The sequence below is a fragment of the Bacillus stercoris genome, from assembly GCF_029772985.1.
In the GTDB taxonomy this organism is placed as follows: domain Bacteria; phylum Bacillota; class Bacilli; order Bacillales; family Bacillaceae; genus Bacillus; species Bacillus stercoris.
This window is the reverse complement of sequence record NZ_CP121861.1, coordinates 923,429-936,571: the sequence shown is the minus strand read 5'-3', so window position 1 is coordinate 936,571 and position 13,143 is coordinate 923,429. Positions and strand designations below refer to the sequence as shown.

Sequence of the window (13,143 nt, the reverse complement as noted above, 5' to 3'; positions counted from 1 at the left end):
CCGATAATTGAGATTCATATACTGTATTTCGAGTAGTGTCGTAATATTTCCTAAGCCTGATCAACTGTTTCACTCCTTTGAGGACAAAATAAAAAACGCCTATCGTAGCGTTTGTATTATCTGGTCAATATATCTTTTTTGATCTCTTATTTTCTTGGCCTGATTGACTGCAATGTCTTGAATATCTTTTCTATAGTTTGCAAATGTAAGCTTTGGACTGCTGTAAGGATTCAAAGGATTATACTGAATCGTTACTAAACGAACATCATCTTCAAAAGTAATACCCTCGGCTGTATCTGCTAAAACATGAATGGTATCACCTTTCCAAAAAGGTTTTTCTATGGATAAAAGCTTAGGTTCATAGATATATTGATAATCAACACTTACCGTTGTTTCCGGGTAAGGATTTACATGTTTTTTTAAAGCTGAAACCATGCTGCTAGCCTTTTTTATTGTTTCATCTTTTAGCGGATCGGCCCATCTTGGTTTACCTTCTCGTAAGAATTTTTTCTCTTCGGGATGAACATAAAGAATAGGTTCAAAAACATACTTAGGTTTCTTATCCGTAGAATTGCTATCCTTTTCCATGGCACCGTATCCCCATGCCCGAGTCGTGCAGTTTTGCGAGTTTGTTTTAATGTTAATTCCCGGCATGTTATAACGGGAATCAAGCGTGAAGTCTACTTCCTGTCCCATTTTCTTGTAAACATGAATCTTATAATTATCAACATCAATTTCTAAGTCATAATCCTCTATGATCTGATCCATCAATTCTGTGCTGTTTTTCTCTCCGAAATTCTCTTCTTCTGCCGATGGGAAATCACTTTCAGGAGCTTCTAATACATAAGTGAAGTCCGTCCCTTTTAACGCAATATCAAGCGCCTCTTTTAGCTTTAGCTTTTTAGATACAGTTTCCTCAACACGGTTTTCGACTAAAAGCACAGAATAGATATGATTCGCGGTAATCGTTTTCGTGATTACATTTTTTGATTGTTTCAGGTCAACATCCGTAATGTAGTATTTTTGGTGATTGAATTTCCTCTCGTCGATATAAAGGATATTGTCGTTTATTAAAAGATCAAATTCAGCTGCATTCTGCTGAGTTTTTGTAATAGTGAAGGTGAAGCTTTTCTTTCCCGTTGTGTCATCTGTCAAATCAACAATAACTCCTGTTATTTCAACAACATCCGTTCCGTCCGTCGTAGAAACAAACAATTGAGGAAAATCAACGTCTGAAGGCAAGTTTTTATTTAAAGAAACGTCTTTCCCCGCATATTCTTTACTTGGAAATACAGGTTCCTCAACCGGGGTATCTGGATTATCTGGTACATCTGGTTCGTCAGGCAGCGTCGTAATGTTGTCATATTGCGTCAAATTATATTTATCTATGATACTGATTAACTTGCTCGGATAGTTCACGTCAGTAGCATACCCGCCGTCTTTTACTGCTTGGCATGCTTTTTTATAATTGCTTTCACCCACAACCGCCTTATACCGATCAAGACGGTTATACAAGCTTCCTAAATCAGCCAAGCTTTCAGCATAGGAGGGATACTTTCTAAACTTCGCTTGAATCCGAGTAACGTTTCCGTATTTGTCTTGCTCACTTGTCCACATCAAGACATACTGACCGTTGTATGTCCCTTTTATGCCAAAAAGGTTATGAGCTTTTTGCGCCAATCCACTTGTGCCGTACCCACTTTCAAGACATCCCTGAGCAATGACAAGGCTGGCGAGAACATTATATTTTTTGTATACATTTTGTGCGCCGGGTACAAGGCTTTTAATAAAGTCTGCTGCAGCCATATCATCCCTCCTTACTTGTAATAAAAATGGGTGTCAAATTTGATTTCAAAATCATTCGAGTTTTGTATTTCAAACTCGTTCCATCCAATATCTAAAGACGGAAGCCGGCCAGAGGTTTTAATTCGTTTATCATTAATCACTGTATATTGTTTGATGAATGTTACCTTCTGAGATCGTTGAAGTTCTTGTTCAATCTTTAGCTTTTCACCGTTCGTGTGATTGACTATTGTGACATTCTTGCCTTTAGCCCAAAAGGTAACATTGTAGTTATGCTGCAAAGTATTTACAATGGCATCCCCCGGATTATAAATGCTGAATCGCTTTTTGTTTTTGAAGTGATATTCAAGATCATCCCTCATTAAAATTCCCATGCCCGAGCTCCAGTGTTCTCCGTTAAAATTCTGGAGTGTTGAAGATGTATACTTAGATTCGGCTAGCCCGAGAATGTCTGTAAACTCTACAGTGAATGTTGCATGGTTTTTCTGCTTATCTTTCGGGATAGAGAAATTCCCGTCACAAGTAACAAGAAAACGACGGTTAGGAAACAAATCCGTTGAAATGTAATAGGGAAACGGCTGAACTAACAAGGCATAAAGTTCATGCCTGTTCTGGTAAAACGTCTCAGCAATAATTGAATCAAGAAGAAATTCAACTTTTATACTTCGCTCCTTATACACAACATCCCGGGGATGCTGCGGCAAGACCAATCCGTTTATTCTCGACATAGTTGTTGTTTCTCGCTCAATATTGGGAGAGTCGGGTGTAAAACTCCTCACACTAAAACGAGGGAGCAAGCTTGTCAGCTCTCGCTCCCCCTTCCCATCGTTAAAATCTATATATAGATCAAGCATTAGCCTCTCACCCCACCTTTATAGGCACTCTGGTTGTAACGGTCCGCGCTCTTTTGATCAAGAATCTTCCCATCTCCTTTTTCAAACAGGATATTTGCAATATGCTGACCATCCATATGAACTTGTGCAGGCTGAATGACAATCGGAGTTTGTGCCATCCCTGCGCTTCCTCTTCCATCACCTGTAAGTCCCTTGGATAAAAGCGTGATCAAAGCATCAAGCTTCTGGTTTAACGATGGGGTATCTACTTCGTTTCTAACCACAAGTTCCGATTTCATGGAAATCAGCTGATCGGCCGCGCCCTTTATGTCATAAGCCATCTGGCTAAGTTCCTGTTTAAATGAGCTCATTGTGCTTTGAGCCATGGAAACAGCACTTTTCTTCACTGTTTTAGCTTTATCTTGAATCCCAATTGCAAAACCATCAGAAAAGTTATGACCTTCTGATTGAGTCAATTTTGACGGAGAATGCGAGTCAATGGATTTCTTTAATGAACTAAGTGCAGATTTCCCAAGTTTCCATGCGGCACTCACAAGTGATCCATTTAGAGATCCCATTCCATTGATAAAACCAGTTACAAAGTCTTGACCTACACTGTTTGTTTTAACGCTTTTCAACCCTGTCTTCGCGCTGTTGGAAACATTCTTCCCTGCACTGCTCGCACTTCCTTTTTTGCTGTTCACTCCACTCGAAAACATGGTCCCGGCTTTCTTACCTCCGCCACCATCTGTAGTTTTTCCAAGAGTATTTGTTACGGATGAACTGAGTGAACCAGCTGCAGAGGTGTTTGCTCCTTTCGTTGAGTTCAAACCGGATTTATGTTTATTCCCCTTGTTCTGACCAGCTGAACTGGCCTGTCCTCCGCCTTTGTTGAGCTCACTCAGCACAGCCTGACGCAAGACCGATCCACTTTGAACATTAGAGTTTTTTGTGGAATTCAAACCTGATTTGAATGCGTTCCCTTTAGACTTACCGGCTTGGTTAGGTGTAGCAGTATCAGACTTCAATGAATTATTTAAGGCCTGCTGTAAAACTGTTCCTTCTCCCACAACAGCCGGCTTTGCTTGTTTTAAGCCGCTGGCAAAGTCGCGAACAACCTTTTGACCGGCAGCTTCCGTGTTACCAGGCTTGTTCATTTCATCTTCAACAGCTGAGACAACTTTACTTGCTTCTGCGCGGGCTTCGCCTTCTGTCATCCCCACGCCTTGATAAAACTCTTGAAGTGCTTGCTGTGTCGTAGCAATGGCATCTTCTTTGCTTTTTCCTAGACTTTGAAGAAACTCAATCTGTTTATTGGCCCAACGTTCTTGATAGGCGGATTCAGATTCCTCAGTTTTGACCATAATCCCCATTGAGTTAGAAATATATTCATCTTGTCGCTTTAATGCTTTTCCAGTCTCTAAATCTAATAGTTGTCCGTCTCTCGACATTTTTGAGAAGAGAGCACTTGAATTCTTTTCATAAGCAGCTGTGTTTTTTGCTAAAGCCTTGTCATAATCAGCTGTACTCTTACTGAGCAAAGTATTGCGTTTTTCTGCATCAATATAGCCCTGTGCATATAGTTTTTCAATGACATCATTCCGATAATCCAAGTCCTTTTTGGCTGCTTGTTGTCCATCTTCATAAACCTTCTTAATATCATCGTTGTACTGTTTCGCCTGTTTGAATGATAGTTTCCCTTGTTGCTCGGAAACAGCTTTTTGCATGGCGATAGCTTCTTTTTGATTGGCCGCAAACTTACTTGTAGATTGCTCAAAGTATGAAAGAATCTCATTGAATTTAGCCTTTTGCGATTCATTCATTTTTGAGGATACAAGACCCGTATCCTTCTGTAGCTGTTCTAATTCTTTTACTTTTTGGCGGGCTTCCTGCATATCCTTATCAATAGCGCCGACCATCTTATCTGTGATCTTTTCGCCTTGTTTCTTGGTGTTCTCGTCTGTATCTTCAAATAATCCTTTGAGAACAACCAACGCATCTTTCTTTAATCCCTCAAGTTCCTTGATTAGACTGTCCCGCATTTGAGAATAAGTGGTTACAAGTTTAGAAGACATTTTTTCTGCTTCTTCACCGGAAACCCGGCTCAATTCAAATAATTGAAGTTCAGCTTTTTCTCTCAAATCAACATAAGCCGCTGCTGACTTTTGAGTCGCTTTAGAAACCCCTTCACCATATAGCAATGCGGCTTCCCGTGCCTCTTCCTGCTTCTTCTTTTGATTCTTTAATTCTTCGTTGTAAGCATAGGTAGCAACAGTGATTCCTCCGAGAAGGGCAGTTCCGCCGACAATTGCCAAACCAATTGGACCAGTGAATGCAAGGAGGGCTCCAATACCAGCTGTTAACGTTGCAACGGCTGTTGTTACGCCTAGAACCCCTGTGGCAAGAAGTGCGGTTTTGGCAATCGTTTGAACGGTGCTGGAATCCATATTGTTAAAAGTGGATATAATATCGGCACCTTTATCAGCTAAATCACCAAGTGCCGGCAACAGGCTCTCGGTAAGCTTAATTTTCGCGCCTTCAAGCGCTGATTCAAACGCTACGATACTACCATGTGCATTATCCAGCATGGTATCCGCCATCTTTTTTGCTGCCCCGTCTGACTTTTCAAGAGCTTTTGTATTATCTCCGAGGGCTTTCGACCCCTTTTGAAGAAGAATTGTCCAATGTTTATACGCCTCGGCACCCACAATTGTTTTCAGCGTAGCTGCCTGTTGCTCCTTTGTCATGCCCTTCATGCCTTTTTCCATCTCAGCGACTACTTCTGGCATGCTCTTCATATTCCCAGCAGCATCAAAGAAATTAAAGCCTAATCTTTCTATTTCCTTGGCTGCTTTTCTGGAAGGCGCTGCAAGGCGGGTTAAAGATGTTCCAAACGCTTGTCCTGCTAGAGTTCCTTGGAGACCAGAATCACCAAAGGCCATAATGGCGGCAGCTGACTCCTCCATGCCCCATCCAAGTGAATGAGCATTAGGCGCCAAGAATTTCATAGCTTCGCCCATCTGCTCTACATTTGTGTTTGCGTTAGCAGCTGCATAAGCAATGACATCCGAAGCGTGACCTGATTCCTTTGCTTTCAGAGCAAAAGAAGACATGATATTTGACGTAATATCTGCCGCCGCGCCCAGCTCCAATTGACCAGCAGCCGCAAGACTGAGCATCCCCGGCATTGCATCGTAAATATCATTTACTTTAAATCCGGCCATTGCTAAAAAGCCCTGTGCATCCGCCGCCTGACTTGCTGTAAAGACAGTGGTTGCACCGAGCTCTTTTGCTTGCTCTTTCAATTTGGCTACCTCTGACGCCGTTCCGCCAGAGATCGCTTTTACCTTGCTCATTTGTTTTTCAAATTCCATACCTGTTTGTATGGCATCTTTGAATGTCAGAACTAAGCCACCGAAGGCCACACCCGATGTCATCGCAACCGATGATCCAACATTCCGCATTGTTCCGCCTACAGAATTCATGCGCTGACCCATCTGCCTGATACGTGTTGCAGCTCTTCTTGATGCGCTTTCCATTTCTTTGATTTTCTGAGTTGTTTCATTCAAGGCATGCTGCGTTCTATTCATCTGCGCAGTCGCATTGTTCAGACGTCGGGCAAGAGATTGTGTTTCTTTTGCATCCTTTCCCTTTTTGATCGCTGCATCTGCATAAGCTCTTTCAAGGGCTTTTACTTTTTGTTTATGCTGCTCAAGCTGTTGACTAAGAGTCCGGGCTGTTACTTGGGCGGTCCTTAACTGATTCCCCCATACACCGACTGCTGTACGATTCTTTTCGAACTCAGATTTGATATTTTTCATCTGAACAGCAATACCACGCATTTCAGTATTAAACTGCGATGAATTGGAATACAGTTTGACTTTAATATCCTTACTCAATCGGACACCCCCTTATCCTAAAATCTGATCTATGTACACTTGATCATTCTCATTAGTTTTTGGATTTTCAGTTGTTTCCTTTCTCCTAGCCAACCGTTTGAGATGATACACAATGTCCATTTCGTCAATTTGGTTTTGGGAGAACCCGACTTCTTCCAAGGCGTTATACATATCCATGACAGCCTCGGACAAACTTACTCCCCCGGTTCTTCACCATCTGCATTCTGATTCGGATTTAACAGAGCGCTGGCTTCTGTTATGTTTCCAAGAACATAATTTGCAGTAGCATAAATTGTTCTTGCAGCTAGACGAGAATCAATCCCGTTTTCAAATTCATCAAGCGTAAATTTATTTCCGAATATATTACAGACAAATTCATTTTGTTTTTCAGTGAACAGTCGTTCATCATCATTAGATTCAAAGTCTTCTGCAATAGCTGCAGCGGTACGAAAAAACTTTCCGGAAATGAAGTCTGGTGTCACGAACTTTTTGTCTTTCCCGTCAATTCTTAAAGTGATTGTTAAAGCTTCCACTTTTATTCCTCCTTTTAATTCAAGAAAAAAGAGCGCTTAAAGCGCTCAGGTTACTTATTTACCAACGTCCACAACTTCATCGTTTCCGCCAGAAGTAAAACTATCTTTGTTATAGACAACTTGTCTGAACCAAGTATCAGCATTAATGCCGTTTCCTTCTTCGGCTTTAGCTTCCCATCTTCTCTTTCCTTTTTTTACATTGGTCAGTGGACTAAATTTAATTTTCACTTGAGTAGATTGAGGCGACGGTTTTCCTTCCTCCGTTTTATGTTCAACTGGTACTAATTCTGGCTTTCCTTTTAAAGCCCAATAGTAACGGTAGCCACCAGTTGAAATTTTCGCACGGAAACCCAGCGCAATCTCTAGTGGCCTGTCATCTGCACTAGAGAAATGAATGCCATTTTCAACCGTTTTCCCGAAAATCCTCGCCTGCATATCAAGGGGTAAATCTGCGACTTCCATTTCCCCGTCAATGTCACCTAAGCTGCTTAACTGTGCATACGCACCGTTATCCGCATAGAAAGTTTCCGTTTCAGACTTCGGATCAAGTTTCATACTAACAGCACCTGGTAATTCCTCTGGAACTGAAAACTCAAGTTCATCTTTTGTATCTTTCAGAACTTCTGCGATATGGAACATATCCAGTCCGGTTAAAATTTTTCCCATCTATTCTTCCTCCCTAAAATAGCCTTTCACATATCTCATTGCTTTGTGATAGACTTTGGTGTCTTCTTCATATAATGGTTGCGAATCATACCGGCCATAACCGATTGAACGCATTAACTTATCTATTTCATTAGCAATCGGCTTTTCAAATTTCCGCGTAGCTGCTTGAGTGAATATACTAATCTGAAACCGAACTTCAAAACAGTATGCTTTATTATCTGCATAACCTAAGATCAGCGTCTTTAAGCTCATAAAATATGACTCTCGGAAAAGCATTCACATCATTTGCAGTAAGGTTATGAATTCCGCCCGTTACTAATTCATCCAATATAGAACTGGATGTAAGAGTTTTGACCAATTCACTAACTGGGTCCATCGTCATTTGATCGGCGCTGTAAGTATTCGCTCCATTAAATCCACAGCAGGCCCCTCCCCTTCTTGTCCACCTTTTTCAATGAACGGATACGGCGGCATTTTTGAAGTACCCCATTCTAAGAATTTCCCTCGGAACGCTACTTTTTTATTCGGACCAACAGCAACAAATTTCTCTCCGTCCTTGGATTCTCTTACATTTGAGACTGTGATATTGTCCTGCATATGAGGCTGTTGTTTATCACTTCGGTTAACGTGGCCGCGCTGCCTTTCAGCGATAATTTCACCGCCAGCCTTCAATGCTACAGGTTCAACCTTTTCAACGTCTCCACCGATTTTTTCAAAATACTGCGTTAAATCATCTATACCGTCAAAACTCATATCAGCCATTGATCCCCACCTCCTGACAAATAATCTCGAGCTCTTCTTGTAGATCATCCGGATCGTTGGTATCCAAAATATCGAAGACCCGTTCTGTCTTATTTTTAGGGAAACGTTCAACAATTCGCATATCCTGTTTTATACCCTTCCGGTAACGCACCGTGATTTTTTTTGGCGACTTAACCCCCAAAGCGCCGGCAATCATAGTTTCATTGTTTCCGAGAGAACCAGACCCTTCAACAGCTCCCCACACTGTAAATAAGTCCTCATACGAATCAATCCAATTTAATTCTTCATCCTGTATCTTGGTTTTCTTTTGAAAGGTCAGGCGATGCCGGAGTTTGCTGATCTTTTTTCTCATCTTCTTGTTCCTCCACAGATATATAACGCAGCTGCGTCAATATATTTTCAGCAGTAAAAGGGATAGACGAGCCGGTGCCCCCGGACTCATATATCCCTTTGTTTTCATACCAATGTTCAACAAGCATTTGAAGTACCAGCTCAAATTGCGGGTGCCCTTCTATATACCTGCCTATTCCATTTATGATATAGCTTTTGGCCGCAGCTATTTGTCTCAAGAGCTGGCGATCATCTTCTTCATGCTCGACCTTTAAATAGTTTTTAATAGCCTCTAAATCCATTTAGGATACACCGCCTTATTCTTGTGGCGCTTCATCTGTTCCTTTTAGTGTCTGCACCTCATTTTTCAGCTCATCAATTTGCTTCTGCAGCTGGTCAAATACTGCCTTCACCTCTGCATTCAAATGATCCATCATGACGCTTCCTGTGCCAATATTTTTGCTACGAACCGACTTTTCCAGCAGCATTTCGTGAGTAATAGAGCCGTCTGCAATTACAGCTGGATCGCCCTTTTCTCCCTTCGGCCCCTGTGGCCCTGCTTCCCCTTGAGGCCCTTGTTCTCCTGTGTCTCCCTTATCGCCTTTCGGACCTTGAGGACCAGTTTCGCCTTTCGGACCTTGAGGACCAGTTTCGCCTTTTTCACCTTGAGGGCCCTGTGGTCCGGTTTCCCCTTGTGGTCCTTGCGGGCCCGGGTCACCTTTTAATCCTTTCACATACACAGGGTTTTCCTCGCTGTTTTCTTTTAAATAAACGGGTGTGATTGCTTTTCCGTCAGCACCCTTTTCAGATGATGTTTTTACTCCGCCACTCTCATAAAGATAATCTTCTGCCATTTTCACTCATCCTTTTCTTTTATATTTTTCATTCAGTTGCAGCTGGTTCTGTTTTAGCTGTCTCTAAAGCTTTCAATCTATCTTCTAAACTTGATATTCTTTCTGTGATAGCTGAATTCAAGTGCTCTTCCATTACGCTTCCGGTGCCGATATTGTTACTGCGGACTGACTTATCCTGCAGCATTTCATGAGTTACACTGCCTGCACCCATTTCGGTTTGATTTCCGCCGCCTAATGAAATTTCCTGACCATCCTTCATAACGGTTCCACCGTCGATGTCTAAAACACCGCCAATGACGGTACGATCTCCGCCATCAGTGGTATAGTTTTTAGTTACTCGCATGATAACCCTCCTTTATTACTCAGCAGGCAACGTCAATTGACCGTACACTACAGCCTCAGAATCCCACAACTTCACGTCTTCACGCTCAATGGCGCGCACTTTAGTTGTATTTGTCTCAAATGCACCGGCCCCGACATCAGTAGAGGCAATTGATTGTTGCTGGCGGTCAAATAAAACAATCGCTTCTTTTAGATCGCCGACAATGACAGGCGCTTTCCCTGATTTTGTTTTTAGAATCTTGTTTGAAATGACCACCACCCGACGACCAAATAGCATTTTGTTTGTCGGTTCAGAAGGGATGTCTTTAAGTAGATATTTGCCGTCTGCATCCTTTAACTGATCAAGATAGTCAAAGCCGTCTTGGTTAGTCATGATGATTGCGCCTGATGAAATAGCAGGATCAAGCGTTACGTTTAAAGCTTTTTTAATTGCGTCCAGCCCTTTAAATTCTACTTTTTTCAAGCTATCAAGAATCGCCAAAATCAAAGCATTACGCGTTGTGATTGATTTCTTTACAAACCATTTAGCAACATAGGCCATGATTGCTTGGTCTGTGTCTTGAAGCAGTGTATTTGAAAGTGGCAAGATGCCAGCATAATCCACAATGTTATAAGAGAGTTTGGAGAATTTCGGCTGATCCGTTTCTTGAATCTCGTCCATTTCTTCAAGAACTGCAAACGGAGTCAAATCACTATTTTTCTCAAGCATGCGGCTTCCTGAGCGAGTTGCAACCGGCTCAACAGTCACGTATTGCTCCAGCTGATGTACTTGCTCCCTTTTCAACTCTTTGATTAGTCTAGAAATATCTTCGGGAATTAGGATGCCGCCGTCTTCTTCGTTTTTCCCGGACATTGCCCGAAACTCTTCACTTTCAAATAAGTCACGTTCCTCTTCAGTCAAACGCTTGCCTCGAAGGGACTTCATGAATGCTTGAGAGAACATCTTTTGACGCTCCTCTTTTGCTCCTGTATCACCTGTCCTACCTTCTGGATTCCGCTCCTGTTCCGGCACAAAATTCACACCGCCCGGCAGGTCAGGCACATCAAGTGAACGTCCTTCGGTCATCAATTCGATTTGATTCTTGAGCTGCTTCACTTCATCAAGCAAGGCACGGGCCTCATCTGTTTTCCCCTCCTGCAGCGCCTTGTCTGCTTGCTGCTTCTTTTCAGTAAATTGCTGTCTTAATTGAATTTCTTTTTTGCTCATTTGCATTGGCATATTGGTTTCCTCCTTATTTAGACACAAAAAAAGACCTTACTCCGGGAGTACAAGGTCAAGTAGTTCCAATTCCATTTTTAATGTTTCATCTGATGCGTTGCGGCTCTCCTTCAATTGCTCCACTTTTTCCAAACTGCGGGCGCCTACGACTGCCTCTGTATCGCTATACGCCGGCGTCGTGACAAGAGATATATCAAAAATACGATGTATTTTATTGATTCTTCTCTCATAGATGTCCTCATCTTCATTCAACCGCCACTCGTCCGCGTCTGCATCGCCATAATCGAGTGAAAAAGCAAAAGAACATTGATTAATAACACCGCTGCGGACATTCTCCATTAAATCACGAGCATATGACGTGTCTGAGGGCTTAAATCTGAATTTGAGACCTATTCCATCTATTTCAAGGTCAAGACGCCCAGAATCGCCTGAAACAGTATTTCTCGCCAAAGGAAAGTCTTGCTGATGATTAAAAAGAGCAATAACGTTTGAAAGATCGGCTGAATCAAGTGCATTCCTGCTGATTATCTCCTTGAACCACCCAAGACGCTCTGACCATTTTTCAAACTTCAAAGCGTATCCTTCAATAAATTCGCTTTGCCCTTCACCTTCTGAACGTATTTCAATGGGTGTTGTTAACTGCCGGACCTCTTTATCCTTCATTCTTGATGTCACCCCCTTTCACGGCACCGCCAGCTTTAAGACGCTGATATTCTTCCATGAAATCAAGAAACACATAATTTAAACTTGCAAGATATTTGTCACCGTGTTGAATCGGATTGCGTTCAATGAGCTCTCTAATTTCGTTTTTATTCAGCACTCCTGTTTCATGCATCGTTTTAAAATACTCTGCCTGTGACTGGCTATCTCCCCGCAGCTCACTGTCGACATTGAATTTTACATAGTGGCCGCTTCTCTGGCTGTGATCCATAAATAATTTGACGTTGAGTTCTTGTTCAAAATTCACGATCCACGGCTGAAGAGTATTTCTGACATATTCGATAGACTGATGTTCAATATTGGAGAAAGTTGCTTTATCCAATTCATTGAGTTTATGCAACGGCACTTTATAGATCATTGAAATTTGCGCTTTATTAAATTTCATTGATTCAACAAACTGAGCCTCTTGTAATGGCATAGAAATAGATTGATATTCTAAGCCATTGTCGATGATCGCAATATTTTCACCCTGGTTTACTCTTTTCCATTCTTTACGAACATTCTCTTTAGGCTTCTCATCTAAAAAAGCAGGAACTTTCAAGATTCCGCGTGGTGTTGCTTCATTTTTATACAGCTTGGCATTGTATTTTGTGGCTGCCGATTGTGCTCCGATATGTTCCCGTACTACCCCTATGGGTGATTTTCCGTGTATGCCATCTGTTGAAAGTCCTTTAAAATGCAGCACTTCATGATCATACAGCTCCACGGCCTTTCCATTGACCACCGTTTGATACCACAACATGCCCGTATTCGGACTAATATAAGCGTTTGTAGTTTCAGGACGTAAAGGAGACAGCGCTTTTGGATAACCGTTTTCACCGAATTGGATATATGAGTAACCATTTCCCCACGTCAGCACTTGCGTCATCATCAACTTTTTCCATACAAAAGCCGTCATATAAGGATTAGGACGTGCATAAACAGTGTAGGCAGTGGGATGATCTGGTTTACGCTCTATACCGTTTTCTGTTTTTTGAAACGTATGAATCGGGAGCTTTGCAATATCATCTGATAATACGTTCACGCATGCAAAAACGTCAGGCTGTACCAATGAATTTCTTTCATTTACAGTTTCGCCGCTTGCTGTTTTCCGGCCGCCGAATAAATTTACAAATAAATCATTGAAACCGTCTATATCCGTTGAACCGGACCGTTTTTCAAACATCCGATCTATTAGCAATT

At 41.9% G+C, this 13,143-nt stretch carries 15 protein-coding genes; all 15 read right to left on the bottom strand.

Going from position 1 to position 13,143, the window contains the following annotated elements:
- Nucleotides 1–99 precede the first annotated feature (99 nt).
- The 15 genes from QA442_RS04855 to QA442_RS04785 all read right to left on the bottom strand — a co-directional run bounded on the left by QA442_RS04855 (nucleotide 100) and on the right by QA442_RS04785 (nucleotide 13,141).
- Nucleotides 100–1,806 (bottom strand): phage tail protein, encoded by a 1,707-nt coding sequence (locus tag QA442_RS04855; RefSeq protein WP_017696311.1) that lies wholly within the window; start codon nucleotides 1,804–1,806, stop codon nucleotides 100–102.
- Between the two features lie 11 nt (nucleotides 1,807–1,817).
- Nucleotides 1,818–2,657 carry a phage tail family protein gene (locus QA442_RS04850; RefSeq protein ID WP_017696310.1) on the bottom strand — a complete coding sequence of 280 codons (840 nt, stop codon included), beginning with the start codon at nucleotides 2,655–2,657 and terminating at the stop codon, nucleotides 1,818–1,820.
- Nucleotides 2,657–6,535 carry a phage tail tape measure protein gene (locus QA442_RS04845; RefSeq protein ID WP_147801359.1) on the bottom strand — a complete coding sequence of 1,293 codons (3,879 nt, stop codon included), beginning with the start codon at nucleotides 6,533–6,535 and terminating at the stop codon, nucleotides 2,657–2,659. Before QA442_RS04845 ends, QA442_RS04850 begins: the two co-directional genes overlap by 1 nt.
- Nucleotides 6,536–6,547: 12 nt before the next feature.
- Nucleotides 6,548–6,727, bottom strand: coding sequence for a hypothetical protein (locus QA442_RS04840; protein ID WP_017696308.1), 180 nt, complete (start codon nucleotides 6,725–6,727; stop codon nucleotides 6,548–6,550).
- Between the two features lie 2 nt (nucleotides 6,728–6,729).
- Nucleotides 6,730–7,068 carry a phage tail assembly chaperone G gene (gene gpG / locus QA442_RS04835; protein ID WP_017696307.1) on the bottom strand — a complete coding sequence of 113 codons (339 nt, stop codon included), beginning with the start codon at nucleotides 7,066–7,068 and terminating at the stop codon, nucleotides 6,730–6,732.
- Between the two features lie 54 nt (nucleotides 7,069–7,122).
- Nucleotides 7,123–7,734: a major tail protein gene (locus QA442_RS04830; RefSeq protein ID WP_017696306.1), complete on the bottom strand. Its 612-nt coding sequence runs from the start codon at nucleotides 7,732–7,734 to the stop codon at nucleotides 7,123–7,125.
- Nucleotides 7,735–7,986 carry a hypothetical protein gene (locus QA442_RS04825; RefSeq protein ID WP_279473773.1) on the bottom strand — a complete coding sequence of 84 codons (252 nt, stop codon included), beginning with the start codon at nucleotides 7,984–7,986 and terminating at the stop codon, nucleotides 7,735–7,737.
- Nucleotides 7,987–8,112: 126 nt separating this feature from the next.
- Nucleotides 8,113–8,496, bottom strand: coding sequence for an HK97-gp10 family putative phage morphogenesis protein (locus tag QA442_RS04820; protein ID WP_017696304.1), 384 nt, complete (start codon nucleotides 8,494–8,496; stop codon nucleotides 8,113–8,115).
- Nucleotides 8,489–8,848, bottom strand: a complete 360-nt coding sequence (locus tag QA442_RS04815; RefSeq protein WP_026113677.1) for a phage head closure protein — start codon at nucleotides 8,846–8,848, stop codon at nucleotides 8,489–8,491. Before QA442_RS04815 ends, QA442_RS04820 begins: the two co-directional genes overlap by 8 nt.
- Nucleotides 8,781–9,128 (bottom strand): head-tail connector protein, encoded by a 348-nt coding sequence (locus QA442_RS04810; protein WP_017696302.1) that lies wholly within the window; start codon nucleotides 9,126–9,128, stop codon nucleotides 8,781–8,783. Before QA442_RS04810 ends, QA442_RS04815 begins: the two co-directional genes overlap by 68 nt.
- Before the next feature lie 15 nt (nucleotides 9,129–9,143).
- A complete protein-coding gene (locus QA442_RS04805; RefSeq protein WP_017696301.1) occupies nucleotides 9,144–9,680 on the bottom strand; it encodes a collagen-like protein in 537 nt (178 codons plus the stop codon).
- A gap of 28 nt (nucleotides 9,681–9,708) precedes the next feature.
- Nucleotides 9,709–10,023 carry a hypothetical protein gene (locus QA442_RS04800; protein ID WP_017696300.1) on the bottom strand — a complete coding sequence of 105 codons (315 nt, stop codon included), beginning with the start codon at nucleotides 10,021–10,023 and terminating at the stop codon, nucleotides 9,709–9,711.
- Between the two features lie 15 nt (nucleotides 10,024–10,038).
- On the bottom strand, nucleotides 10,039–11,241 hold the full coding sequence (locus QA442_RS04795) for a phage major capsid protein (RefSeq protein WP_147801357.1): 1,203 nt from the start codon (nucleotides 11,239–11,241) through the stop codon (nucleotides 10,039–10,041).
- Nucleotides 11,242–11,277: 36 nt separating this feature from the next.
- The gene (locus QA442_RS04790) at nucleotides 11,278–11,904 is read right to left on the bottom strand and encodes an HK97 family phage prohead protease (protein WP_147801356.1); all 627 of its coding nucleotides are present in this window, start codon (nucleotides 11,902–11,904) and stop codon (nucleotides 11,278–11,280) included.
- Nucleotides 11,894–13,141: a phage portal protein gene (locus tag QA442_RS04785; RefSeq protein ID WP_279473771.1), complete on the bottom strand. Its 1,248-nt coding sequence runs from the start codon at nucleotides 13,139–13,141 to the stop codon at nucleotides 11,894–11,896. Before QA442_RS04785 ends, QA442_RS04790 begins: the two co-directional genes overlap by 11 nt.
- Nucleotides 13,142–13,143: the final 2 nt, after the last annotated feature.

Excerpts from the sequence above, each read along its gene's own strand:
- QA442_RS04855 (WP_017696311.1), bottom strand. The coding sequence starts at position 1,806 with ATGGCTGCAGCAGACTTTATTAAAAGCCTTGTACCCGGCGCACAAAAT.
- QA442_RS04850 (WP_017696310.1), bottom strand. The coding sequence starts at position 2,657 with ATGCTTGATCTATATATAGATTTTAACGATGGGAAGGGGGAGCGAGAG.
- QA442_RS04830 (WP_017696306.1), bottom strand. The coding sequence starts at position 7,734 with ATGGGAAAAATTTTAACCGGACTGGATATGTTCCATATCGCAGAAGTT.
- QA442_RS04825 (WP_279473773.1), bottom strand. The coding sequence starts at position 7,986 with ATGAGCTTAAAGACGCTGATCTTAGGTTATGCAGATAATAAAGCATAC.
- QA442_RS04820 (WP_017696304.1), bottom strand. The coding sequence starts at position 8,496 with ATGGCTGATATGAGTTTTGACGGTATAGATGATTTAACGCAGTATTTT.
- QA442_RS04815 (WP_026113677.1), bottom strand. The coding sequence starts at position 8,848 with ATGAGAAAAAAGATCAGCAAACTCCGGCATCGCCTGACCTTTCAAAAG.
- QA442_RS04810 (WP_017696302.1), bottom strand. The coding sequence starts at position 9,128 with ATGGATTTAGAGGCTATTAAAAACTATTTAAAGGTCGAGCATGAAGAA.
- QA442_RS04805 (WP_017696301.1), bottom strand. The coding sequence starts at position 9,680 with ATGGCAGAAGATTATCTTTATGAGAGTGGCGGAGTAAAAACATCATCT.
- QA442_RS04800 (WP_017696300.1), bottom strand. The coding sequence starts at position 10,023 with ATGCGAGTAACTAAAAACTATACCACTGATGGCGGAGATCGTACCGTC.
- QA442_RS04795 (WP_147801357.1), bottom strand. The coding sequence starts at position 11,241 with ATGCCAATGCAAATGAGCAAAAAAGAAATTCAATTAAGACAGCAATTT.
- QA442_RS04790 (WP_147801356.1), bottom strand. The coding sequence starts at position 11,904 with ATGAAGGATAAAGAGGTCCGGCAGTTAACAACACCCATTGAAATACGT.